The organism is Halosegnis sp., from assembly GCF_042216475.1.
In the GTDB taxonomy this organism is placed as follows: domain Archaea; phylum Halobacteriota; class Halobacteria; order Halobacteriales; family Haloarculaceae; genus Halosegnis.
Genome location: NZ_JBDGTV010000013.1, coordinates 183,315 through 206,310, shown reverse-complemented (window position 1 = coordinate 206,310; position 22,996 = coordinate 183,315). Strand labels below are relative to the sequence as shown.

The 22,996-nt window shown below is 63.7% G+C and carries 24 protein-coding genes and 1 tRNA gene; 10 read left to right on the top strand and 15 right to left on the bottom strand.

All coding sequences use genetic code 11. The features are described 5' to 3' along the window. Positions 1-1,118, top strand: a 1,118-nt coding sequence (locus ABEJ63_RS09645; protein WP_375796153.1) for an RNA-guided endonuclease InsQ/TnpB family protein, incomplete at its 5' end; no start/stop codon positions are given. Positions 1,119-1,179: 61 nt separating this feature from the next. Here the strand turns inward: ABEJ63_RS09645 and lwrS are convergent. From lwrS to ABEJ63_RS09630, 3 genes are all read right to left on the bottom strand, one after another. Then, the gene (gene lwrS / locus ABEJ63_RS09640) at positions 1,180-1,515 is read right to left on the bottom strand and encodes an LWR-salt protein (protein WP_375796152.1); all 336 of its coding nucleotides are present in this window, start codon (positions 1,513-1,515) and stop codon (positions 1,180-1,182) included. A 55-nt stretch (positions 1,516-1,570) separates the two neighbouring features. After that, positions 1,571-1,849: a 4a-hydroxytetrahydrobiopterin dehydratase gene (locus tag ABEJ63_RS09635; RefSeq protein WP_375796151.1), complete on the bottom strand. Its 279-nt coding sequence runs from the start codon at positions 1,847-1,849 to the stop codon at positions 1,571-1,573. 246 nt (positions 1,850-2,095) lie between these two features. Beyond that, positions 2,096-2,902, bottom strand: coding sequence for a heme A synthase (locus ABEJ63_RS09630; protein WP_375796150.1), 807 nt, complete (start codon positions 2,900-2,902; stop codon positions 2,096-2,098). Positions 2,903-3,009: 107 nt separating this feature from the next. On the opposite strand from ABEJ63_RS09630, the gene ABEJ63_RS09625 reads away from it, so the two are divergent. The 4 genes from ABEJ63_RS09625 (at position 3,010) to ABEJ63_RS09610 (ending at position 7,854) form a co-directional block, all read left to right on the top strand. Then, a complete protein-coding gene (locus ABEJ63_RS09625; protein ID WP_375796149.1) occupies positions 3,010-5,253 on the top strand; it encodes an NADP-dependent malic enzyme in 2,244 nt (747 codons plus the stop codon). A 124-nt stretch (positions 5,254-5,377) separates the two neighbouring features. Beyond that, complete coding sequence (locus ABEJ63_RS09620) at positions 5,378-6,184, top strand: basic amino acid ABC transporter substrate-binding protein (RefSeq protein ID WP_375796158.1); 807 nt, start codon at positions 5,378-5,380, stop codon at positions 6,182-6,184. A 48-nt stretch (positions 6,185-6,232) separates the two neighbouring features. Continuing rightward, positions 6,233-7,123 (top strand): amino acid ABC transporter permease, encoded by an 891-nt coding sequence (locus ABEJ63_RS09615; protein ID WP_375796148.1) that lies wholly within the window; start codon positions 6,233-6,235, stop codon positions 7,121-7,123. Further along, positions 7,120-7,854, top strand: a complete 735-nt coding sequence (locus tag ABEJ63_RS09610) for an amino acid ABC transporter ATP-binding protein (RefSeq protein WP_375796147.1) — start codon at positions 7,120-7,122, stop codon at positions 7,852-7,854. Before ABEJ63_RS09615 ends, ABEJ63_RS09610 begins: the two co-directional genes overlap by 4 nt. Here ABEJ63_RS09610 and ABEJ63_RS09605 read toward each other — a convergent pair whose 3' ends face one another. The 6 genes from ABEJ63_RS09605 to ABEJ63_RS09580 form a co-directional block, all read right to left on the bottom strand. Continuing rightward, entirely contained in the window at positions 7,855-9,285 is a 1,431-nt protein-coding gene (locus ABEJ63_RS09605) for a replication factor C large subunit (RefSeq protein WP_375796146.1), read from the bottom strand. A gap of 26 nt (positions 9,286-9,311) precedes the next feature. Next, complete coding sequence (locus tag ABEJ63_RS09600; protein WP_375796145.1) at positions 9,312-9,578, bottom strand: sensor histidine kinase; 267 nt, start codon at positions 9,576-9,578, stop codon at positions 9,312-9,314. After that, positions 9,536-10,411, bottom strand: a complete 876-nt coding sequence (locus tag ABEJ63_RS09595) for a histidine kinase (RefSeq protein ID WP_375796144.1) — start codon at positions 10,409-10,411, stop codon at positions 9,536-9,538. Before ABEJ63_RS09595 ends, ABEJ63_RS09600 begins: the two co-directional genes overlap by 43 nt. Positions 10,412-10,514: 103 nt before the next feature. Continuing rightward, positions 10,515-10,588, bottom strand: a tRNA-Thr gene (locus ABEJ63_RS09590). A gap of 8 nt (positions 10,589-10,596) precedes the next feature. Continuing rightward, positions 10,597-11,115 (bottom strand): GNAT family N-acetyltransferase, encoded by a 519-nt coding sequence (locus tag ABEJ63_RS09585; protein WP_375796143.1) that lies wholly within the window; start codon positions 11,113-11,115, stop codon positions 10,597-10,599. Then, complete coding sequence (locus ABEJ63_RS09580) at positions 11,112-12,299, bottom strand: phosphoglycerate kinase (RefSeq protein WP_375796142.1); 1,188 nt, start codon at positions 12,297-12,299, stop codon at positions 11,112-11,114. The genes ABEJ63_RS09585 and ABEJ63_RS09580 overlap by 4 nt, the downstream gene beginning before the upstream one ends. A gap of 112 nt (positions 12,300-12,411) precedes the next feature. Between ABEJ63_RS09580 and ABEJ63_RS09575 the strand changes: the two genes are divergently transcribed. The 4 genes from ABEJ63_RS09575 to ABEJ63_RS09560 are packed head-to-tail and all read left to right on the top strand — an operon-like array spanning position 12,412 to position 16,601. Further along, entirely contained in the window at positions 12,412-13,557 is a 1,146-nt protein-coding gene (locus ABEJ63_RS09575; RefSeq protein ID WP_375796141.1) for a branched-chain amino acid ABC transporter permease, read from the top strand. Beyond that, entirely contained in the window at positions 13,554-14,972 is a 1,419-nt protein-coding gene (locus tag ABEJ63_RS09570) for a branched-chain amino acid ABC transporter permease (protein WP_375796140.1), read from the top strand. Before ABEJ63_RS09575 ends, ABEJ63_RS09570 begins: the two co-directional genes overlap by 4 nt. Then, a complete protein-coding gene (locus ABEJ63_RS09565; protein WP_375796139.1) occupies positions 14,965-15,858 on the top strand; it encodes an ABC transporter ATP-binding protein in 894 nt (297 codons plus the stop codon). The genes ABEJ63_RS09570 and ABEJ63_RS09565 overlap by 8 nt, the downstream gene beginning before the upstream one ends. Continuing rightward, a complete protein-coding gene (locus ABEJ63_RS09560; protein WP_375796138.1) occupies positions 15,855-16,601 on the top strand; it encodes an ABC transporter ATP-binding protein in 747 nt (248 codons plus the stop codon). The genes ABEJ63_RS09565 and ABEJ63_RS09560 overlap by 4 nt, the downstream gene beginning before the upstream one ends. A gap of 1 nt (position 16,602) precedes the next feature. Here the strand turns inward: ABEJ63_RS09560 and ABEJ63_RS09555 are convergent, their stop codons facing one another. The 5 genes from ABEJ63_RS09555 to ABEJ63_RS09535 all read right to left on the bottom strand — a co-directional run bounded on the left by ABEJ63_RS09555 (position 16,603) and on the right by ABEJ63_RS09535 (position 20,992). After that, positions 16,603-17,883, bottom strand: coding sequence for an ABC transporter substrate-binding protein (locus tag ABEJ63_RS09555; RefSeq protein ID WP_375796137.1), 1,281 nt, complete (start codon positions 17,881-17,883; stop codon positions 16,603-16,605). Positions 17,884-17,960: 77 nt separating this feature from the next. Next, positions 17,961-18,725, bottom strand: a complete 765-nt coding sequence (locus ABEJ63_RS09550) for a GTP cyclohydrolase III (protein WP_375796136.1) — start codon at positions 18,723-18,725, stop codon at positions 17,961-17,963. Between the two features lie 34 nt (positions 18,726-18,759). Continuing rightward, positions 18,760-19,392, bottom strand: coding sequence for a YIP1 family protein (locus ABEJ63_RS09545; RefSeq protein WP_375796135.1), 633 nt, complete (start codon positions 19,390-19,392; stop codon positions 18,760-18,762). Between the two features lie 61 nt (positions 19,393-19,453). Further along, the gene (locus ABEJ63_RS09540) at positions 19,454-20,035 is read right to left on the bottom strand and encodes an NADPH-dependent FMN reductase (protein ID WP_375796134.1); all 582 of its coding nucleotides are present in this window, start codon (positions 20,033-20,035) and stop codon (positions 19,454-19,456) included. A 36-nt stretch (positions 20,036-20,071) separates the two neighbouring features. Next, on the bottom strand, positions 20,072-20,992 hold the full coding sequence (locus ABEJ63_RS09535) for an A/G-specific adenine glycosylase (RefSeq protein ID WP_375796133.1): 921 nt from the start codon (positions 20,990-20,992) through the stop codon (positions 20,072-20,074). Between the two features lie 81 nt (positions 20,993-21,073). Between ABEJ63_RS09535 and ABEJ63_RS09530 the strand changes: the two genes are divergently transcribed. Beyond that, entirely contained in the window at positions 21,074-21,397 is a 324-nt protein-coding gene (locus ABEJ63_RS09530; protein ID WP_375796132.1) for a hypothetical protein, read from the top strand. A gap of 341 nt (positions 21,398-21,738) precedes the next feature. On the opposite strand, the gene ABEJ63_RS09525 is transcribed toward ABEJ63_RS09530, so the two are convergent. Further along, complete coding sequence (locus ABEJ63_RS09525) at positions 21,739-22,983, bottom strand: MgtC/SapB family protein (RefSeq protein WP_375796131.1); 1,245 nt, start codon at positions 22,981-22,983, stop codon at positions 21,739-21,741. Positions 22,984-22,996: the final 13 nt, after the last annotated feature.

Below are 22,996 nucleotides of genomic sequence, written 5' to 3'. Positions count from 1 at the left end.
TGCACAGCCAGTCCAGTCAGCGGGTTCTGGAGGAACTCGCTGAAGCCTTCAACTCCTGGTACGAGAAACGGAAAACCGATGATCGGGCGAATCCACCCGGCTACCGCAAAAAGAACTACCACGACGACGAGGGCCGACGCGTCCACGAGGAACACCCGCGTTCAACGGTGACGTGGAAGCAGAACGGCATCCGCCACGACCCAAAGCACAACCGCGTCCGCCTCTCCAAAGGTGCGAACCACAAAGACCACCCGCGCGACCGCGACTACATCCTCGTCGAGTACGAGACGCGTCCCGGCGTCGAAGTCGAGAACCTCCAACAGGTCAGGGCCGTCTACGACCAGCAGAAGGAACGATGGGAGCTACACCTCGTCTGCAAAGACGAGATCGAGACACCCACCGCTCCCGGCACCGAGACGGCAGGTGTTGACCTCGGCATCAGCAACTTCGCCGCGGTCGCCTACAGCACCGAGGACGCCGACCTGTACCCCGGTAACCGCCTGAAACAGGACGGGTACTACTTCCCGAAGGAGATCGCCAAGTGCGATGACTCGGGTGGTGAGCGGGCGACTCGGTTGCATCGGAAGTGGTCGGAGCGCCGCACTCACTTCTTCCACGCCCTCGCCAAAGACATCGTAGAGCGATGTATCGAGAAGGGCGTTGGCCGCATCAACGTCGGCAAGCTCGAAGGCGTCCGCGAGGACGGGAACAGCGACTCGAAGAACTGGGGCACGCACGGCAACCTCGACCTGCACGGGTGGGCGTTCGACCGCTTCACCTCGATCCTCGAGTACAAGGCGAAGGTCGAGGGCATCGAGGTCGTGGAAGTCTCCGAGGAGGACACGAGCAAGACGTGTTCCGTGTGCGGTCGTGAAGACGGCAGTCAGCGCGTCGAACGCGGCCTGTACGTGTGCGAGTCGTGTGATGCGGCGTTCAACGCCGACGTGAACGGGGCGGAGAACATCCGTCTCAACATCAACGAGGAAAGTAACTCCGAGTCTGCACCCGGTTCGGGTGGGGATAGGAGTACCGGCTGGTTGGCACAGCCAGCAGTCCACCTGTACGACCTCACCTGCGGATTCCAACCGCAGGCCGAGGTGGTGGACTGCAAACCCTAATATCCCAACGTTCGGGAATCCCACCCCTTCAGGGGTGGGAGGAGGTCAACCGCAACGAGTATCAGGACGTGTTCGCCTGACTGTCGTCGGTAATTCGGATACTGTTGCCGAGGTAGTTCCTGAGTGCAGTCGTCGCGTCCTCCGCACGGAATCGGTTGAGGTCTGCAGCGATGGCCGACTTGAGTTGCTCGTGGTAGTCACGGTCGCAGGCGAGCTCGCGAAACTCGATAGATTCGACAGTAACTCCGAGTGTCTTCTCGGCGCGTTGCCGGAGATGTGTGGGGTCATTGGCTTCGCCACGCCAGCAGTTGTCGCGGAAGAATAGCCATCCATCCTTGCCCGGTGGAGGCGCGCTTGCGGAGTATCGTCTCGAACCTATTGGGCGATAGTGATACATCCTCGTCCGTTGGTTCGACCCGGAACTGTGCTCGGAAGACGTACGCCCCCTCCATTCAGTCCGCGAGTTCGTTCAGTCGCGTCGCGAGATCGATGTCCTTCTGGGTGACACCACCTGCGTCGTGCGTCGTTAGCCGCACCTCGACCTCACGCCACTCGACAGTCATGCTGGGATGGTGGAACGCCTCTTCGGCAAGGCCACCCGCGGCGGCGGCAAAGCCGACGCCCTCAAGATAAGAGTCGAACTCAAACGTCCGGGCAATCTGTTCGCGGTCGCCGTGCCAGCCATCGGGAAGTCGTGCCTCAAGTTCTTCTGCTGAGAGCGTCTCGCTCATACAGTCCGGTCGGGCGGCGGCGACATAAACGCGGCGTCGGTCCCACCCACATAAACACACTCTAGGTACAAAGAGAAGGGGCTAAACCATTCCAACGTAGAGTATACTATGCCACCGGACGGCTACAGACCGTTTGACACCCGTTGCTGGGGGGTGATGGGTGTCGTGGTGGTTCGGGGACGCACCCGCCCGCCCGGCCGGCCACTTTTCACGCCGGCCGGGTGGGTACGTTCCGAAACAGGCCAATTAGTCGCGAGTCTGACCCTCTGGTCGGAACCGCTCAGCGATGCCTCTCTCGCGAGTCGACCCGGCGAGTAGACCACAGGCCGCGACAACCGCAAGCACAGCAACCGTCGCGAAGGCGACAGACTGGCCGTAGTTCTGTCGGCCGAGGACAAGCAGGCCGGCTACGAGCGTTGCGGCGACGCCCGACAGGTGTTGGCTCCGGCCTGTTGAGAGCCATGCTGTCGCAGCCAGCAGTGCGGCGAAGGCCGTGAGCAGCAGCGCGTAGTAGCCAACCTGCACCGCCGAGCCGAACGAGAACAGCAAGCGCGGCGAGACGACGGCCGCCGGGACAGCGAGTAATCCCCCCGCGAGCGCCGCGTAGCGACCGCCAACCGAGCTGACGTGCCGCCCGTAGCTCCACGCCGCGGCGAGGCTCACCAGCCCGAAGATGGCCGTCGCCGTCGTGAAGTGGGCCACGAGGACGAGCCACTCGTACGTCGTCACTGTCAGCATGCCAAGCACCACCTGCACCGGGAGGATGACCAGCGCCACTCCTAATGCTACTTGAATCCGCCGGGGTTGGCCCGTTAGCCGGGCGGCGGCGGTGGCCCCGAGAACCACCAACCCCGTGGTGCCAGCGACGACACGGTGAATCCACTCCACGAAACTCAGGTAATCGGCAGGGAGGAGACCGCCGAGCGGCCCGTCACACAGCGGCCACCGCTGGGCGCACGTGAGGCCCGCTCCCTCGGCGGCCGTAAATACACCGAGCAGCATCGTCACCCCCGCGAGTAGTACGGTGCCCGCGGCGACTCTCCGAAACTTCATACCTTGGTTCGGAACCGGCTGGACTTAACGGACGCGCTTCTGTTAATTCGACAAGCGACGAACGCCGTTTCGGGTAGGTTTTTGAGGCTGCCGTGCCGTCCTCCGGCATGGGATTAGAAGAAGACGCGCTGGAGTATCACGCGTCGGACCCCCCGGGTAAGGTGGAGATTTCGACGACGAAGCCGACGAACACCCAGCGTGATCTCTCGCTGGCGTACTCTCCCGGCGTCGCCGCGCCGTGTCGCGACATCGCGGAGAACCCTGCCGACGCCTACCGCTACACGACGAAGGGAAACCTCGTCGGCGTCGTCTCGAACGGGTCGGCGGTGCTCGGCCTCGGCGACATTGGCGCGCAGGCGTCCAAGCCCGTGATGGAGGGGAAGGGCGTCCTGTTCAAGCGATTCGCCGATATCGATGTCTTCGATATAGAACTCGATCAGGCGGAGCCTGACGAGATAATCACGAGCGTGCGGGCGATGGAGCCAACGTTCGGTGGTATAAATCTTGAAGATATTTCGGCGCCCGCCTGCTTCGAGGTGGAAGAGCGGCTGCGTGAGGAGATGGATATCCCCGTGTTCCACGACGACCAGCACGGGACCGCTATCATCTCCGGGGCGGCCCTGCTCAACGCCTGTGACATTGCCGATAAGGAGCTTTCTGAGCTGGAGATTGTCTTTTCGGGTGCAGGCGCGTCGGCACTGGCGACGGCACGGTTCTACGTTTCACTGGGTGCCCGCCGCGAGAATATCGTGATGTGTGACTCCTCCGGACCGATTACGCCGGATCGTGAGGACGTCAACGAATACAAGCGGGAGTTCGCCAACAAGACGGACGCCGACGGACTCGCGGACGCGATGGCGGGCGCAGACGTGTTCGTGGGGCTGTCGGTCGGTGGAATCGTCTCGCCGGAGATGGTACGGTCAATGGCTGAGAACCCCATCATCTTCGCGATGGCAAACCCCGATCCGGAGATTGGCTATGAAGAGGCGAAGGAAGCCCGCGAGGACACTGTCATCATGGCGACGGGCCGCTCAGACTACCCCAACCAGGTGAACAACGTACTGGGGTTCCCGTTCATCTTCCGGGGGGCGTTAGACGTCCGGGCAACCGAGATCAACGAAGAAATGAAGCGAGCTGCGGCAGAGGCGCTCGCGAAGCTCACCAGACAGGACGTGCCGGACGCGGTGGTGAAAGCGTACGGCGACGAGCCGCTACAGTACGGCCCGGACTACGTAATCCCGAAGCCGTTAGACCCTCGCGTGCTGTTCGAGGTGGCGCCGGCTGTCGCAGAGGCGGCTATCGAGTCGGGGTGTGCCCGGGTCGACCTGGACCTTTCACGGTATGCCGAGCAGCTTGAGGCGCGGCTGGGGAAGGGTCGTGAGATGATGCGTGTCGTCCTCAACAAGGCGAAGTCCGACCCCAAGCGGGTCGTGCTCGCGGAGGGGAACGACGAGAAAATGATTCGTGCGGCCTACCAACTGACCGAGCAGGGCATCGCGGAGCCGGTACTGGTGGGTGACCGCGAAGGAATCCGGCGGACCGCAGATCGGCTTGGCCTGGACTTTGCGCCCGAAGTGGTCGATCCCAGTGAAGCAAACCTCGCACCATACGCCGAGCGGCTCCACGAACTGCGTCAGCGGAAGGGTATCACCCGCCGGGAGGCGGACGAACTCGTCACCGACGGCAACCACCTCGGGAGCGTAATGGTGGAAATGGGCGACGCTGACGCGATGCTCACCGGGCTGATGCACCACTACCCTGAGGCGCTGCGCGCACCGCTGCAGGTCATCGGCACTGCGGCGGACGCGCAGTACGCGGCGGGGGTGTACATGCTGACGTTCAAAGACCGGGTGGTCTTCTGTGCAGACACGACGGTCAACCAGGACCCTGACCCGGAGGTGCTGGAAGAGGTGACCAAGCAGACGGCGAAGCTGGCCCGGCGGTTCAACGTGGAGCCACGGGCGGCTCTACTCTCGTATTCGGATTTCGGCACTGTCGATAACGAGGGAACACGGAAGCCGCGGGCCGCCGCCGCCAGTCTGCGGGCTGATTCCGACGTGGACTTCCCCGTCGACGGGGAGATGCAGGCAGATACCGCCGTCGTTGAGGAGCTCCTGACGGAGGACTACGAGTTCTCGACGCTGGAGGGGCCGGCGAACGTGCTGGTGTTTCCGAATCTGGAGGCAGGCAACATCGCGTACAAGCTGCTCCAGCGGCTGGGGGGTGCGGAAGCGATCGGGCCGATGCTGGTGGGGATGGACAAGCCGGTGCACGTGCTTCAGCGGGGTGACGAGGTGAAGGATATCGTCAATCTGGCGAGCGTCGCCGTCGTCGACGCACAGGACGACTGACTCCCGCGGCAGGTCGACAGTTTGGTGATTGCAGGCGGGTTCGTCGGCCGAATGGCCGGAATTTCGGCTTCGAAACGTTCAAATTTTCGAGCCTACCAGGTGAGGTATGACGCGCGACACAAACCTGAACCGTCGGACATATCTCGCTGGTATCGGTGCCAGTAGCATCGCCGCGCTAGCCGGTTGCACCGGACTGGGTGGCGGCGGCTCGGAGGACACTGTCACAATCGGGTCGGATATCCCCTACCAACCGTTCGAGTATCGCACGGAAGAGGGAGAGCTCGTCGGCTTCGATGTCGAGATTGCCAACGCGGTGTTCGGCGACCAGCTCGGCCTTACGCCGGAATTCGAGAAGACCAGCTTCGACGGCATCATCCCGTCTCTCAACAATAGGAACTTCCGGGTCATCATGAGTGCGATGACCATCAATGAGGAACGCGCTCAAAAGGTCGACTTTTCGGACCCGTATTTCACCGCCTACCAGACCGTGCTGATATTGAAAGACAGCGGCATCACCGCAAAGGAGGACCTCCGCGGGCAGAACATCGGTGTCCAGAAAGGCACGACCGGCGAAGGGGCCGCCGAGGCGCTCAAAGAGGAGTTCGACGGCGAACTCACCATCAAGAGTTACGACCAGATTACGGGCGCGTTCGACGCGCTGTTGAACAATCAGGTTGACGCTGTCATCAACGACAACACTGTCAGCGCACGATTCGCCAAGGAGCGGGAGGAGGTCGTCTTCCTCGAAGGAGAAGGCGAGGCTGCAGCCCAAGGGAAGGACGCGCCACCGTACCTCACGCTCACCGTCGAAGAGTATGGTATTGCGTTCCGACAGGACGACGACGAGTTCCGCAAGCAGGTCAACGAGGCACTCGCGACCATCCGCGAGGACGGCACGTACGACAAGATTTACGACAAGTACTTCGGCTGACCGCGCGGCTACGACAGTTTCAAGCGCCGCCGTCGGGTTGATACCCGCATGGCAGACGGGTACGCTGACTCCGAGACCGCCGAGGAGGGCACCGGCGGCGGACTTCTGATGCGCGACACACTGGTGCGCCGGGCCGGCGAATTGCTCGCAGCCGGCTTCCTTCTCCTCGTCGGCGGGATGGTGACTTGGATCGTCTCGACACAGGTCGATTTCGGCCTGCTCGAAGCCGTCTTCCCCCGGTTCGTCGAGGCGTTTTTCCTTGTCGTCCAGATTGTCGTCGTTGCGAGCCTCCTGTCGGTGACGCTCGGCGTTCTCGTCGGACTGGGTCGCATCTCAACGTCACCGCTGACGAGCCGCATCGCCAAGGGATACGTCGAATTCTTTCGCGGCACCCCCTTGCTGTTCCAGTTGTTCGTCATCTTCTTCGGGATTCCACGACTGTGGCCCACTGGCGCGTTCCCGTTCGAGAATTGGGCCGTTCCCGCGGCGATTATCGGGCTGACGCTTAACCACGGTGCCTACGTTGGCGAGGCCATTCGCGGCGGCATCGCGGCCGTTGCGGACGGCCAGATGGAGGCAGCCCGGTCACTCGGCATGTCGCGGGTGATGGCGCTTCGGGAGGTTGTGTTGCCGCAGGCGTGGCGCAACGCGCTCGCGGCCATCGGCAACGATCAGATTATCCTCGTGAAGGACACGTCGCTGCTCACCGTCATTGCTGTCCCGGAAATAATGAGCGTTTTCCGGAATATCAATTCGAACCAGCTTGATCCATGGACGCCACTGGTGTGGGTGTGTCTGTTCTACCTGGCAATCACGATGTCGATGAGCCAGCTAGTGAACGCGCTTGAGTCGCGGGCCGACTGGAGCGGAGACGGCGGCCGGCTGGGTCGTGCCAGTGCTGCAGTCCGCGAACGGCTCTCTCGGGGTGAGACACGGTGAGCCGCGCACTCGTCGAATACGAGCGTGTGGACAAGTACTTCGGCGAGACCCATGTCCTCAAAGAGGTCGATCTCTCGGTGGCGAACCGGGAGGTCGTGGTCGTCGTCGGTCCGTCAGGGTCCGGCAAGTCGACACTACTCAGGTGTGCAAACCGGCTTGAGGAGATTCAGGGCGGCGAGATTCGTATCGACGGCGAGCCAATCTCCGGGCCAGACGCAAACGTGAACGAACTCCGTCAGCAGGTCGGGATGGTGTTCCAGTCGTTCAACCTGTTCCCCCACATGACCGCCGCGGGCAACGTCGCCGTCGGCCCTCACAAAGTGAAGGGTGTTCCAGAGACAGAGGCGAGACGGCAGGCGCGTGACCTGCTCGACCGGGTCGGCCTCGACGCGCAGGCGGATTCCTACCCGGACGAACTGTCGGGCGGTCAGCAGCAGCGGGTTGCCATCGCCCGCGCACTCGCGATGGACCCGCAAGTGATGCTGTTCGACGAGGTAACAAGCGCGCTCGACCCGGAGCTGGTCGGTGAAGTACTCGATGTGATGGGCGATCTGGCGACAGAGGGAATGACGATGCTCGTCGTCACCCACGAGATGGGGTTCGCCCGCGAGGTGGGCGACCGCATCGTGCTCATGTCTGACGGACGCGTGGTCGAGCAGGCGCCCCCAGAGGCGTTCTTCGAGAGTCCGCAGACGGAGCGGGGCAAGCGGTTCCTCTCTCGACTGTTGTAGTCACATGAACTCGCCGAGCCCGGACTGGGCTTCGTCGTCCGTTTCTGCCTCTTGTTCGGGCTCCGGCTCTCGGTCCGTGTCAGTTGTCTCCGCGTCCGTCGAATCAGCCGTCTGCTCGCGAGCCTCCGCCTCCAGCCGCCCAAAGACGTCGCCACCGTGGGCTTCTGCCTGCTCAGCGCGCAGCTCCTCGGCGTCTGCCACAATGTCCTGCACCTTGTTCGTCGACTCTCCCGAGCCAGTGACGAACGCCACTTCCTCAGTGCCAAACTCGTAGCGGGCGGCCATTCGCACGGTGAGTTCGCGGTTCGTGCAGTGGTGAGTCATCGCGGCGAGAAATGGAACGACATCGCGACGCGCCGTCGCCGTCGAGACGCCTGCTACTTCGGCGATGCGGCTTGCCACTTCGTCGCGGGTAGCGTCCTTCGACGAGCGGTAGGGGTGACCGCCGTACCGAGTCCAGCCGCCGCGGGTCTTCTCGCGAGCGGCCGCGACGCCGGCCGCGAGGTTGTCAGTTGCGTATCGCCAGTACGTGTATTCCTGAGTTGCGCGCACGCGACCCAGCCAGCGGTCGGCCCGCGCAAGGCGGGCGTACGCGCGGGCCAGTTCCTCGCCCTCAAACACCTTCGGTGCCTTGTCTTCCAGCCACAACAGCAGGTCGTCCGGCGTCTCGTCGACATCGTAGGTGACCTGTAGCGCATCCTCGGGAGACTCCTCTTTTAACACTGCATCGAGGAAGGCGAAGATATCCTTCGTCCGGTCGCGCTCGCCGCCGGTGACATCCTCAATACCGATGGCATCCCGCCCGTCCGCGATGGCCTGCAGGTCCTTTACCGCACCTCGGAGATCTCCGTCGTTACGGTCGGCGATACGCTTCAGCGCCTCCTCGTCGAACTCTATGGACTCTTTCCGGCAGAGGTCGCGCAATACAGGGAGAATCGAGCGCGCAGAGACATCGCGAAATTCGATAGTCTGGCAAGCGTTCCGCAAACCCCGGGACATCTCGTAGAAGTCGTTGGCTATGAGCACGACTGGCTGGCTTGCCTCCTTCGCGATACGGGTGACCGCGCGGGCGCCCCCTCGGTCGTATGTGCCGTGGATATTATCGGCCTCGTCCATGATGACGAGCCGCCGGCCGGGCTCACCCTCGGCCGCCTGGGTGAGCGTACTTGAGCGGGCGGCCTCGCCCGCGACCCGGTCGATAACGTCTCCAGTCCGTTGGTCGGAGGCGTTTAGCTCAATGACCGGCCAGCCCATATCGCTCGCGAGTGCGTGGGCCGCGCTCGTCTTGCCGACGCCTGGCGAGCCGTAGAGGATCACCGCTTCGCGGTGGTCGTCCCAGGTCTCGGCCCACTCGCGCAACTGGTCGCGGGCCTTGTCGTTGCCCCGCACCTCGGCAAGTGTCGACGGCCGGTATTTTTCCGTCCAGTCCATTACCAGAGCGTCGGCGCGTCCCGTGCTTAGTGGTTGTGGAGCCCTGTCGGTTCTGCGGTCTCGCTCGCCTGCGGCAACTCGACCGTCACGACAGAGCCACGCGGCTCCCTGTCCGTGATGCGAATGTGCCCACCGTAGCTCTCGATGAGTGTCGCGGCAATGGCGAGTCCCCCCTGTCCCGTCGCGTCCAGATCGTCGCGGACGCGGGCCTGCTCCTCGGCCGGGATGCCTGGTCCGTTATCCTCAACGGTCAACCGAACAGTTCCGTTCTCGCGCTCAACGGCGACACGCACCACGGGTCGCCGGCGTCGTTATGCTCGAGTGCGTTCTCAACGAGGTTGTCAACGACTGACCGCAGACCGGCGTTGGCACGGACAGGCGCGGCCTCAGGGATATCCGTCTCCACCGTTGCCTCCTGGGTCTCCGCGAGCCTAGCTGTCACCTCATTGGCGATGGCCGCAAGGTTGACCCGCTCCACGGCCGGGTCGCCGGCGAGCGTCTTCGCAACAGCCTCTGCCGTCTCGAGACGGGAGAGCGCCTCCTCGCTCTTTTCGGCGATGGTTGTCGCTGGATTGCGGCCCCCGCCGCCCCCGTCGATGTCGGCGTCAGCCGAAAGCAGGTCGGCGTACCCCTGTATAACCGTCAAGTCGTTCCGCAGGTCGTGTCTGATGAGACCGTTGACGAACTCCAGGGCCTCTCGAACCTCCTGCTGTCGGCGGGCCTCACCGCGGGCGCGGGCGGTCTGGTAGCCCGCAACGACTCCAGCGATGCTGCCGGCCTCCGCCGCTATCAGGAGCGGCAACAGCGGCTCGCTCACGATTCGACCCTCAGCGGCCCGAACCACGAGGGAGACACCCATGATGGTCGCGAACAGCACGCCGCCGAGCAGACACCACCGCCCAATCTGCCAGCGATCACCGGCCGAGAGATCGGTCCCAGAGAGCCGGTAACCGGCGTATACGAGCGCGAGCGCCGGGAGCCCGTCAAGGAGGAGCGAGACCGCGGGACCGACTGGGTCGTCTACCGCCGCAAGCTCTGTGACGTGGTGGCCGACGGCGAGGAGCAAGAGGGCGATGCCGACCGCCGCGACAAATCCCGATGCCCTGTCGGCGAGTCGACCGTCCATTACGTTCGCTACCGTCACCGCCGATTTAAATACTCGGTCTCTTGCAGAGCCGATAGAACGAGGAGAATCAGGGGCAGACGGTGGCTTTGAACGGCCAGACAGAAGCCAAGGGAGGGATTTGAACCCTCGAACTCCCGATTACAAATCGGGTGCTTGGACCACCCAAGCTCCCTTGGCGCATATTGCTATCCGCGGTCCGTGTTTGTATCCGTTTCGCGTTGGAGTCGCCGCTCGAACTCAACCCGGTGTGGCTCATAGCCGTGACGCCGGTAAAATTGACGCGCCCGCTCATTGGCTGCCATCGCGTCGAGCGTGACTGCCTCAGCCCCGGCTTCGGCGAGAGCGTCTTCCGCAGCCGCGAGCAGATTGCTGCCGATGCCCTCGCCGCGCCGCTCTGGGACCACATAGAGGTTCTCGATGACTCCTCGGTTGGTGTCCTGCTCATAGACGCCCGTTTCGGGGTGAAAGCTGACAAAGCCAACAACACCCTCTGGGTGGGCCTCCCAGTCATCAGCCGACTCCGGCAGGCGCGCGAGGGAAACCCCGCCGGTAACGAGCCGCCGTGACAGTGATTCGCGGATGTGCGCGCGATTGTCAGCCGGGCTGAGATGAGAGCCATGGGCGCGCTGACTGGCAGCCAACTGCACCCAGAGGTCGACAAGCGCGTCCACGTCGGCAGCCGTCGCCCGTTCGATGTCGGTCACGAGTCCAGCGCCTCGACGGCCGGCAGCGTATCGCCGGTGAGCATCCGGAGCGCGGCGCCGCCGCCCGTCGAGACGTGCGTGAACCCTTCGACGCCGAGCCGTCGCAGCGCCGCCGCGGTGTCACCGCCACCAACGATACTGTGTCGGGTACGCGTGGCCGCCTCATACAGTTCGCGGGTGCCATAGGCGAACGCCTCCTCCTCAAACACGCCCGCCGGGCCGTTGAGGACGGCAGTGCCAGCATCCTCGAGGACGTCGGCGTAGGCAGCCACGGTACGCGCGCCGATATCCATCGCCGGCTCTGTCGCTGGTAGGTCGCCCATCCCGAGTTCGACGCGCTCGCCATCTCGCTCGACGGCGACGTCACGGGGGAGGTAGATTCGGTGGCCAAACTCGTCGAGTAGATCACCGGCGCGCTTCACCGCCTCCGTTGAGCGGTCGTTGACCACTTCTGCTGAGGCAGCCCCGAGGGTGACCCCGTCTGCGAGGAGGAACGCGTTACCGACGATGCCGGCCACAAGAACGGCGTCTGCGAGCCCGCGCTCAAGCACCGACCGGGCGACGTCGATGGAGTCAGTCACTTTCGCGCCACCAAGGACGTATACCCGCGGGGTAGGCGACTCGTCGATGCCGCCAAGCACTTTGAGTTCTTGCTCCATCACTCGGCCAGCGTAGCTTGGTAATTTGCTCGGAAAGCCAATGAGCGATGGCTGGGCGCGGTGAGCCGCCGCGAAGGCATCGTTCACGTATGCGTCGAGTGTGGGCGACAACTTCGCGACCAGATGGGTGTCGGCGGCCGCGGATGGCTGCCACTCCATGTACTCTTCGCTGTAGAAGCGGGTGTTCTCCAGGACGAGCGCGCTCCCCGGTGAGAGCTCGCGAATACGCTCGCGGGCCTGTGCTGAGAAGGTGGCATCACAGTAGCCGACTGACGCGGAGAGTAGGTCATCGAGCCGGTTAGCGTGGGTCGCGAGCGGCTCGAATTCGTCACCGCCGGGTCGACCTTGATGAGCGAGGACGACGGTACGTGCACCCCGGTCACATAACTCCGCCAATGTGTCGACGTGGGCACGCAGCCGTGCATCGTCGGCCAACGAGCCGTCGCCCGCTAGCGGGCTGTTGATATCGACCCGGACCCCGACTGCCGCCCCCTCGGCGTCGAGGTCGTCGAGTGTCCGTGGCATGTGTAGTGCTCCCGGGGATGTCGCAAATGCGTTGCGTTCCGCGGTCAAGCCGTGTCACGGAGCGACAGGCATTTTACTTCGCCCGCCGGCGGTTATCTCGTGAATCGTACGCATGGGAGCCACTGAATCACTCGGAATCGACGGCCTCCGGGACTACGTTCGCAAGCCAAGCGTGGCGCTGCTGGCCGTTGCCGCCGTCTACCTGCTGATTGACCTGGCCGCAAAGCTGGCGGGGGTTTCGACGGGGGTTGCGGGCATCCAGCTGCTCGGCGGCGACGTCCCCGTTTCGAACGTCGTCGGCTTCGTTCTTGACGGCCTTATTCTCGGGCTCATCATCGGGCTCGCGGGCGTTGGCCTCTCGATGACGTACAGCATCCTCAACTTCGCTAACTTTGCGCACGGCGATTATCTGACCGCCGGCGCGTTCTCCGGATGGGCTGCTGCCTATATCGTCGCCCTCGTCACGCTCGGAATCGACGCGACGTTCGGTGACATTCTGCTGTTGAATGTCCCATCCCTTGTGTCGGTCGTCCAGACCCCGGTCGCAGTCCTCGTGGGGATGGTGGTATCGGCCCTTGCCTCTGTCGCTCTTGTGTTGGCCCTCGACCGAATCGTCTACAAGCCGATGCGCAACGAAGAGGGGATCTCACTGCTGATCGCGTCGATTGGGGTTGCGCTGGCGCTGCGGTACGCGATTGTTTTCGTCTGGTCGACAAGCACCCGTGGCGTCACTGCGACCGACGCGTCCTCGCTCCCCTCCTTCGAATTCAGCATCGTCGACGGGACGTATACGCTGAACCTACACGAGGTGTCGCTGATTGTCGCTGCTGTCCTGTTGATGCTTGGCGTCCATCTCCTGCTGCAGCGGACCAAACTCGGCACGGCCATGCGTGCCATGTCCGACAACAAGGCGCTCGCACAGGTCACCGGTATCCCGACCGAGCGGGTCGTCCGCGCGACGTGGGTTATCGGTGGCGGACTCGCCGGCGTCGCTGGCTTCCTAATCATCCTCGAGCGGGGAGTCCTCTCGTATAACTTTGGCTGGCGGCTGCTGTTGTTCATCTTCTCCGGAGTCATCCTTGGCGGCATCGGCTCCGTATACGGCGCCATCGGCGGAGGCATCATCATCGGCATTGCCTCGAAGATTGCGCTCGTGTGGCTCCCCTCCGGGTTCCCGCGGGTGGCAGCCTTTGCGGTCATGATTCTCGTGTTACTATACCGGCCGGCCGGGCTCTTCGGCGGGGTGACCACGGCATGAGCGTCACGACCCGCGCGTGGGCGGCCGTCCCTGACACGCTCAAAAACGACGATACACGGCTCATCGCGGTGCTGCTCGTGGCTATCGCGGTTATCTACGGGCTTATTGGCGCCGTGCAGGCAACACTCGCTGGGTCGGCCGTCGTCAACGCCACGTTTCAGACACTTCAGTCGATTCTGTATTTATCCGCTGTCTACGCTCTTCTCGCACTCGCGTTGAATCTCCACTGGGGGTATACTGGCCTGTTCAACATCGGGGTTGCGGGGTTCATGGCGGTGGGTGTCTACGCCACGTCGATCCTCGCTGGCGACCCGAGCGGGCTGCCACCGGGACTCGGGCTCCCGATTCCGGTCGCCATCGTAGGCGGCACCATCGCCGCTGCGCTCGTGGGCGGAATTGCGGCGTTGCCTGCGCTCCAACTCGACGCCGACTACTTCGCTATCGTCACGGTTGGCTTCTCGGAGATTATCCGGCTCACACTGAAAGCAGACACCTTCTCCGGGACCGTGACCGACCCCAGCGCGAGCGGTTACAACGTCGTGACCCTGTTTGGCCTCTCGTTCGGCACAGGCGGCGGACGGGGCATCAGTACCCCGCTCAACTCGCCGATGGGCTTTCTCTTCGACGGCCCGTTGGCCGCCGTGGGTCAACCTCTGCTTGCGGCCGGTCGGTCGCTGGGTGTCACTCCGCCGGTCGTCGAGAGTGCCACATACACCGCTTTCATCCTCCTCGTCGTGCTTACGAGCTACTATGTACTGGTGCGGCGGGTGGGCAACTCTCCATTTGGGCGTGTGTTGAAGGCTATCCGCGAGGACGAGACAGCCGCCCAGTCGCTCGGCAAGGACACCCGTGTGTTCAAAATCAAGGTGTTCATGCTCGGGTCGGCATTGATGGGGCTGGCAGGCATCCTCTGGCAGGGAACACGCGGCTTCGTCAACCCGAACACATTCAAGCCGCTCATCACCTTCTACGTGTTCACGGCGCTCATCGTTGGAGGCGCCGGCTCAAACACCGGTAGCGTCATCGGCGGAGCGGTATTCGCCAGCCTGCTGCTGGAGGGGCCACGTCAGTTCGCCCGCCTGCTCGATGCAGCCGCACAGGCGACGCTCGGCGGCCTCCCGGAACCCAACAACTTCTGGCTCGCGGTAAGTTCTCTCGACCCTGCAGCATGGCTCGGCTACACTGTCGCCAATATGCCTAACCTGAAGTTCATCTTCCTCGGGACCGTCCTCGTCTACTTGATGCAGAACCGCTCGGAGGGGCTGCTCGGTCACCGGACCGAGATTGCCTCCACGATCGACCTTGGGGAACGGCCGGACCGGCCCGGGGGAGCGACGCCAGCCGCCGACGGCGGCCAGCAGTCGAATTCCGACGATGCCGGCGCTGGGACACCCGGAGGTGAGCAGAATGAGTGAGCAAGGGGCCGCGGACGCGCCGGTCGAAACCAACGTGCCGGATGATGTCGACGTAGATGATGTCGACCCCGAGAGTGCCGACTCGGCTATCGAAGAGGCGGCAAAAGAAGTCCCGCGCGGACTTCCTCTTCGCGTCCAGAACCTGGAAAAACGGTTCGGCGGCATCACCGCTGTCGACGGCGTCGGGTTCGACGTTGAGGCAGGGTCGCTGACGGGGTTGATTGGTCCCAACGGCGCCGGAAAGTCGACGACGTTCAACTGCATCACCGGTGTACATGACGCGGACGGCGGGACCGTCCTGTTTAATGGCGAGGAGATCACTGGATTGCGCACCCACGAAATCGCAAACCGCGGACTGGTGCGGACGTTCCAAATCGCCCGCGAACTGGAGGATATGACTGTTCTCGAGAACCTGATGCTTGCTCCACAGGGCCAGAAAGGCGAACGGCTCGTGAATGCCGTTGCACCGGGGCTCCGGAACGACGTGAAGCGTGACGAGGAACGGCTCCGCGAGGAAGTGTGGGACACCTTGGAGTTCTTCGAGATCGACCATCTCGCCCGCGAACAAGCGGGGAACCTCTCGGGGGGCCAGCGGAAACTGCTGGAACTGGCTCGCGCCCTGATGACCGACCCCGACATGCTGTTGCTGGACGAGCCATTCGCCGGTGTCAACCCGACTCTCGAGGAGAAGTTGCTCGACCGCATCCACCAGCTGACGGAGGAGGGGTACACCTTCCTCCTCGTCGAACACGATATGGACCTCATCATGCAGAACTGCGAACACGTGATTGTGATGCACCAGGGGAAGTTACTCGCAGAGGGAACGCCCGCCGATATCCGCGCGAACGAGCAGGTTGTCGAGGCGTATCTGGGTGAGGATGTATGAGCGCGGAGACGGAGAACCGCCATCCGGTAACCCGTAACGACGGGATTCTCGAGGTGCGGGACCTCGATGCCGGGTACGGAGACCTCCAGATTCTGGAGGATGTCGATCTGGATGTCGCTGACGGCGAGTACGTCACCATCGTCGGGCCAAACGGCGCCGGAAAGTCGACGCTCATGAAGAGCGTCTTCGGCCTCACCGAGTATATGGGCGGGAGCATCGAGTTCGCCGGTACCGACATCGCGGGGATGAACCCTGAAGACATCATCCACGAAGGAATCGGCTACGTCCCGCAAAACGAGAACATCTTCGACGGCCTGTCGGTGATGGAGAACCTTGAGATGGGTGCATACATCCTCGATGAGGTGCCGAGCGACCGCATCGAGGCAGTCTTTGACTACTTCCCAATCCTCGAGGAGCGAGCCACCCAGGCAGCCGGATCGATGTCGGGGGGCCAACAACAGATGGTCGCTATGGGGCGGGCGCTGATGCTGGACCCTGATCTGCTCCTGCTTGACGAGCCATCGGCAGGGCTGGCACCGGATCTGGTCGACGAGATGTTCGACCGTATCGATCGCATCAACGACGCGGGGACAGCGGTGCTAATGGTCGAACAGAACGCGAAAGAGGCGCTACGCCGCTGTGACCGCGGGTACGTGCTTGTCCAAGGCCGGAACCGCTACATGGACGAGGGCGATGCCCTCCTCGAAGACCAGCAGGTCCGGCGGGACTTCCTCGGCGGCTGAGTTAGCCGCCGAACTGGACCGTATCGACTGCGTTGAAGTCGCGGTCCTGCACCTCGTAGATGGAGTACGAGACGGCTTTCATGTCGCCGTTGTCGTCGAAATCAACCGCCGAAGAGGCGCCTTGGTAGTTGACGTCGTCGCCGGCCGCGGCCGCCTCGATAGCCTCGACGAGGCTGTCGGGACCGAACTCCTCGCCTTCCGGATTCGCAGCCCGGCGCATGTTGTCCCGGACCGCCGTTCCGCTGTTCTCACCGCCGTAGATATTGGCAAGGAGGCTGACCGCGGTCGCGTCGTAGGCGTGAGCGTTGAACACTCCGGGCGATCGGCCGTATTCCTGATTGTACAGCTGGTCGAACGCGTCGCGGCCGGGGCCAGACGCCTTCGGCGCCGTGCCGGTGACATTCTGCATATCGTTGTCTACGTTGTCTGGCAGGTCGTTCGAGATGAGCCCGTCCGTGACGACAATAGGGGTCCCATTGTCGAAGTCGTTGTAGTAGTCACGGAACAGCTGGACGCCTGACGCCGGATAGCCAATCACGACCAGCATCTGCGGGCTGTCGTTGAGCGCCTCCTCGAGCTGCGAGCTGTAGGAGGACTGCTCCTTCTGGAAGGCGACCTGCTGTTTGACCGAGCCGCCCTGCTCTTCGAACGAACTAGCGAACGACTGGGACAGCGCCTGCCCATAGGAATTATTGACGTACATCGTTGCCGCGTCGTCGGCACCGATGCGCTCGTTGCCCACTTGTGCGATGACCTGCCCCTGAAGTGCGTCCGAGGGTGCGGTCCGGAAAATGTAGTCGTCGTCATCCAGGTCGGTCACTGCCGGCGACGTCGAGGATGGCGAGCAACCCACGGTCTGGTTGGGAATCATCGCATTCCGGGTCACCTGCAGGTTGACCCCCGAGGATGCCGGGCCGGTGATCGCCGGATACCCGTTGTTGATCAGGGAATTGGCCGCCGAGATACCCGCCTGCGGGTTCGTCTCGGTGTCTTCCTCCCGGATGTCGATGGTGTAGCTGGTTTCACCTTCCAGCTGTGCGGCTGGGAGGATGGCCCCGTCGCGGATGGGCTTTCCGAGCGAGCCGAGATCGCCGGTCAGTGGGAGCAGCACGCCCTGCTTGAGCGTCCGGCCCATTTCGGACTCCGTACTGGTCATTCCGCCTTCCGTTCCCGTGGCGTCGCCGTTGCCGCCACCGCTAGTGCCGCTGCAGCCAGCGAGGCCAATCATGCCAGCGACTCCGGCACTCTTGATAACCGTTCGCCGGTTGAACTTTTTTGACATACCAACTATGTGTAGAGTCGCTCTCCACATAAAAGTAGCCTCACACCTTCGGGGTACACGGCGGCGGGGTGAGTGAGCTACTGCGTTCGAAATTCTACCGCGGTCTCTTCATGCCGGCAGGTCTCAAGGGCGTGTTTGGCGTCCATACCGGCGGCTTGTGCGGTCCGGGCTCGGCCCACACCCACCTTGAGTTCCACCTCAACGTCCTCACGGACGTGGTCGATGGCCTCTCGATAGTCCTCCTCGTCCATCGCCGGACAGATGGCGATAACATTGTCACCGCCGACGAAGAAGGAGAGTGCTTCGTGGGCCTTACGCATGTGCTGCATGAGGCTGGCGTACCCCTGTTCGATACGGATGAACGAGTCGAACTCGTTGAGTTGGTCGGTGTACTTGCCTGTCGCGTCGTTCACGTCGAAGTGCGCGATCTGGACGTCCTCACCGGTCCGAGCAGGCTCCGGAATCGGGTCACCTCGCAGTATCTCGGTGCGGGCGGCGTCCTGTGCGGAGCCGGCCTCCTGGAGCTGGGTTGACGCGGTTCCCAACGCCGCGGCGGGACTCGCGTCGGCCTCTATACCGAGCGACACCGTCACGGGATATCGGTTGGCGACGGACTCCTGAATGAGCGCGTGGTCGTCAGCGTCGAGGCCGTTGGTCACCGCTATCATATTGTCGAACCGGGAGAAAAACACGTACCCTTCGCGGTTACCGAACAGCTGCGAAAGGTCAGCGTAGAGCCGTGATTGGAGTGTTTGCAGGTCCACCTCGCGGCGAGGCTCCGGTGTCACCGTCCATGGACCGTAGTTGTCGATCTGGATGAGCGTGACCTGCGTGTTCGTCACACCGGTACTTCGCCCGCGGGCGGTAACTACGTTTTCATATGGCCGCGAGCATCTCGACAGCAGCTGCCCCGCCGTAGAGATAACCGAAGACCAGGACAGCTGGCAGGGCTACCGCCACACCCGCCCGGACAAGTGACGTCTCGTGGACTGTCGCTATCCCGTAGGCCAGAAGCCCGCTGCCCCACGCGGCCAGTAGAAGTTGCCACACCGCGACCGCTGCTGACAGGGTCGAACTCTCTGAGAGCCCTGGCGGGACGCCAACCCCAGCCAGCGCCATCGGCGCCGTCGCGTACGCGAGGACCTGTACCGTCTCGGAGACGCCGGCTCGATTCCGAACAAGTGCCATCAACAGAATCACCTCAAGCGCGGCGACCAGATGGAGCGTCACCGGCGCGATTACCAGTCCCACTACAAGCAAGCCGACGGCAACGGAAGCAGCCCCGCTCGCGAAGAAGGTAGGTCGGGAGGCAGGCACCAGTGCGAACCGGGTTGCGACGTGGACAAGCGCGACGCTCACGGCGAAGATAAGTCCGGGCGCCTGATCACCGGGCGCGACTCCGTTCCGAAAGAACCGTCGCGGCCGGACCAGCACCTCGATCCACGCCCGCGTGAGTCCGCGCACCCCTCGCTGGCGGCCCCCCTGCGGATTCTCGACCCACGTCGTCACTGGTCTCTGGTAGAGGCGCGCGCGGCTTCACCGTTCCGAAAGTCGCTGGGCGCTGCCGTCCTCAGTCGTCGGCGCCGAGGTTGCTCTCCGACTCCAGCGTCGGCGGGTCCGGCTCGATATTGGCGTACTCAACGAGCCGTCGGCCGAGCGTATCGACCCGTTCCGCGTACCTTTCATCGGCGAGTTCGCCGTCCTCGAACCGGGAGGAGACATTCGGGACCGCGACTTGGTGAGGGAGTACCCACGCGTTGACCGCACGGGCGACGATCCGGAGATGGTCAAGTGCGCTCGTCGGAAATGAGCCCCCGGCGACGACCAGCAAACCAACGGTAGTATTCTCGAACTCGTCGAAGCCACAGTAGTCGAGCGCGTTCTTCAGTGGCGACGAGTAGGAACCGTGGTAGTTGGGCGACCCGAGCAGAATACTGTCGGCGCGCTCGACACGGTCGAGCAGTTCACCGGTGTCGCCCGGCTCATCGCGGTCGCTGTCGTAGACCGGCAGATCAAGCCGTCGGAGGTCGATAAGATCCGTCTCTGCCCGGTCGTACTCGTCGGCGGCAGCAAGCGCGCGCCGGCAGGCGAGCCGCGTGTAGCTGTCCTCGCGGAGGCTCCCAACGAGTGCGGCAACGCGAACAGTGTCCATACCGACCGTCGGGGACAGACGGACATAGGTAATGCGTTACGCGGCGAGCCGCGCTTCCTCGTCGTCGTACTCTACAAGCCCGTCGTCTGCGAGATCGGCGAGCAGGCCGGTCAGCCACTCGCGGCCATATTCCCCGTCGGGGGCGTAGTCGACACGGATTCGCGGGCCGAGGTCGTCGAGCGTGAGCGGACCGTGTTGGCGGAGCGTCCGCACGACGCGTCCACGCATCTGCCGGCGCGACCCCTCGAAGTCTGGCTGATTGGGAACGTCCGGCGCGGTGAAGTCGCCTGTCTGGTAGGCGTGGCACCACTCCCGCCACGGACAGGCGGCCTCTTCACAGGCAGGGGTCTTCCCGCAGGCGACGCCGCCCAGTTCCATCATCGCGTTGTTCCAGACGCGGGATTCTCCGCCCGGTAGCAACTCGGTCGCGACCTGCTCGAAGGCATCGTCGCTGTCCGGGACGTCCAGCGCGCGGTAGAGCACCCGCTTGACGTTCGTGTCGACGACAGCGCCGCCGTTGTTGAACGCGAAGGAGGCGACGGCGTTCGCGGTGTACGGTCCGACGCCCATCAGCTCCTGGAGTTCCGCGGGTGACTCGGGGAAGGTGCCGTCGTATTCGTCGACGACCTGCCCAGCTGCCTGGTGGAGGTACTTTGCGCGGTTGTTGTAGCCCAGTGCATGGTCCGTCCAGAAGCCGACCACGTCCGCGCGGTCGGCCGCTGCAAGCGACTCCACGTCGGGCCACTCCTCGAGAAAGTCTCGGTAAGCCGACTCGACCCGGCCCAGCTGCGTCTGCTGGCTCATCACCTCACTCACCAGAATCCGGTAAGGGTCGGTCGTCTCACGCCACGGGAACGAGCGGTGATCTCGCTCATACCACGCTACCAGCTGTTCGCGGAGTAGCTCCACGTCGACATCCCCCCCAGCGTTGGCTGGCCAGTCGTCGACCTCGCTCATCGTCCGCGGTTCGGCCGACCAGCGTTTAGTCGTGACGACTGAAGCGACAACGGCTATCTGTTGTCGCGTGAATGTGTGAATATGAGCCTCAACCACCTGCAGACCGACGTGGATGATGCGGCCCGCGGCCTCGACGAGGAACTATCGGTCTCATTGGACGCTGAGACGCGTAACGAACTCGCGATGCTGACGGCTGCCTATGGTCCGGAAGAGACGGACGAACTCGTCCGCCGGGCAGTCCACGAACTGTTCCGCCGGGCTGTCGAGACGGGAAACCTTGACTTCCACCTCCGGTCAGGGTACGACTGCACGTACGACGAGTTCCTTTCGGGGATGAGCTACGACGAGATGACCGGTGCCTCCCAGTACCCAGACCTCGACGACGACACCCGTTATCAGTTCTGACACGTACCGGGCGAAGGCCCAACTCTTCAAGGGGTGGGTGTGAGTGACAGCACGGCGCACCAAACCGCCGCACCACACTCGGCTGCACTCCTATCAGTCTCCTCGCCGGCAGGAACATGACGCCAGACCCACGCTGCCGTGGCGACACGGCAACGGGGTTCCGTGAGCGGGCATCCTGATAACTGGCAGGACAACCACGACCCACCGTACGTGGGCCGAAGCGGATCCCGCAAACCGGAGTACCACGCTCTGTGGGAATCTAGCCCCCAGCGGGCACCGGTCCCGACCTGGGTTATCCACGCGAGGGGAATCCCGGCTCTTCAGGGGCGGAAGGCGGTCACTCAGACAGCCACAAACGTCGCCGCGCCGGCAAGCACAACTAACCCTGTCGAGTAGGCGGCGACTCGCCGGAAGAACCCCCGATCGGTCGCGCCGGCGGTCAGCGCCACCTTCACCCCGATGCTTGTCGCCGTTGTGAGCAGGACGGCAAGGGTCGCTGTCTCTGCCGAGATGGCTCCTGACCGATAAAGGACAACAGCGGAGGTAGTCCCGCCGGCGGACGAGACCAGCCCCGCGAGCGCCGCAGTGACGAGCAGGCCGACTGTGCCGAACTGCGTATTGGCGACGCCCCCGGCGACGACCAGCAGGAGAAACACTGCACCGAAGCCGAGCGCATAGCGGAGCCGAAACGGCGTCTCCAAGGGGACCTCGACCTGTTCGGTCCAGTCGGCGGTATAGGCGGCAACGGCGACGCTCCCGAGCACGACTATCCCCAGCGGAATGATGACACCAGTAAGTGGTCCCGTCGAGAGGGTGAAGCCGACGGCCAGCGCGAGGTTGCGGGCTGCCATCGCCGCGTTCGCCAGCAGGACGGCCGCCACGGCATAGGAGGCCGCGGCCGGGTGTTGGCGGACGTGGTCGAGCATCGTCCCGACGACGGCCGTTGAGGAGACGAAGCCACCGAAGAACCCCGTTACAGCGACCCCACGACCTCCGTACCGGGTGACGACGCCGTAATTGCAGATGCCGACTGCCGCGACCGTGACGACGAGCAGCCACACGACCCGCGGCTCCACAGCGAGGTCGACACCCAGCAGCGCAACCGACACCTCTTGGGTGGGTAACAGTGGAAAGACGACGAACGCGAGGACAGCAAACTCGGAGGCCGACCGCACCTCTGCCCGCGAGAGTGACCCGGCCAGCGCGTGTAACTCCCGCTTCAAGACGAGCAGTAGCGACGAGACAACGGCGACGGTCACCCCCTCGAGGACCAGTCCCGATCCAACGAGCACGCCCACACCATAGGCGACGAGCATGCTCGCGCCAGTCGTCAGGGAGAGCCCCTCGCGCCCGCCGAATAGTCCTTGGACCGACAGAAGAGTTCCCTGTAGCACGACCAGTAGCGCGCCGGCACCCAGTAGGATATCGCTTTCAACGATGATAGCCAGCGCTCCAAGCAGGCTGAACAGGGCGAGTGTCCGCACGCCTGCGGACTTCTCGGACCACTCCCGCTCGAGCCCGAGGAACAGCCCCAGCGCGGCCGCCAGCACCAGCAGCGCCACCTGCCGGTCGAGGACGTCAATCATCGTACTATAGGCC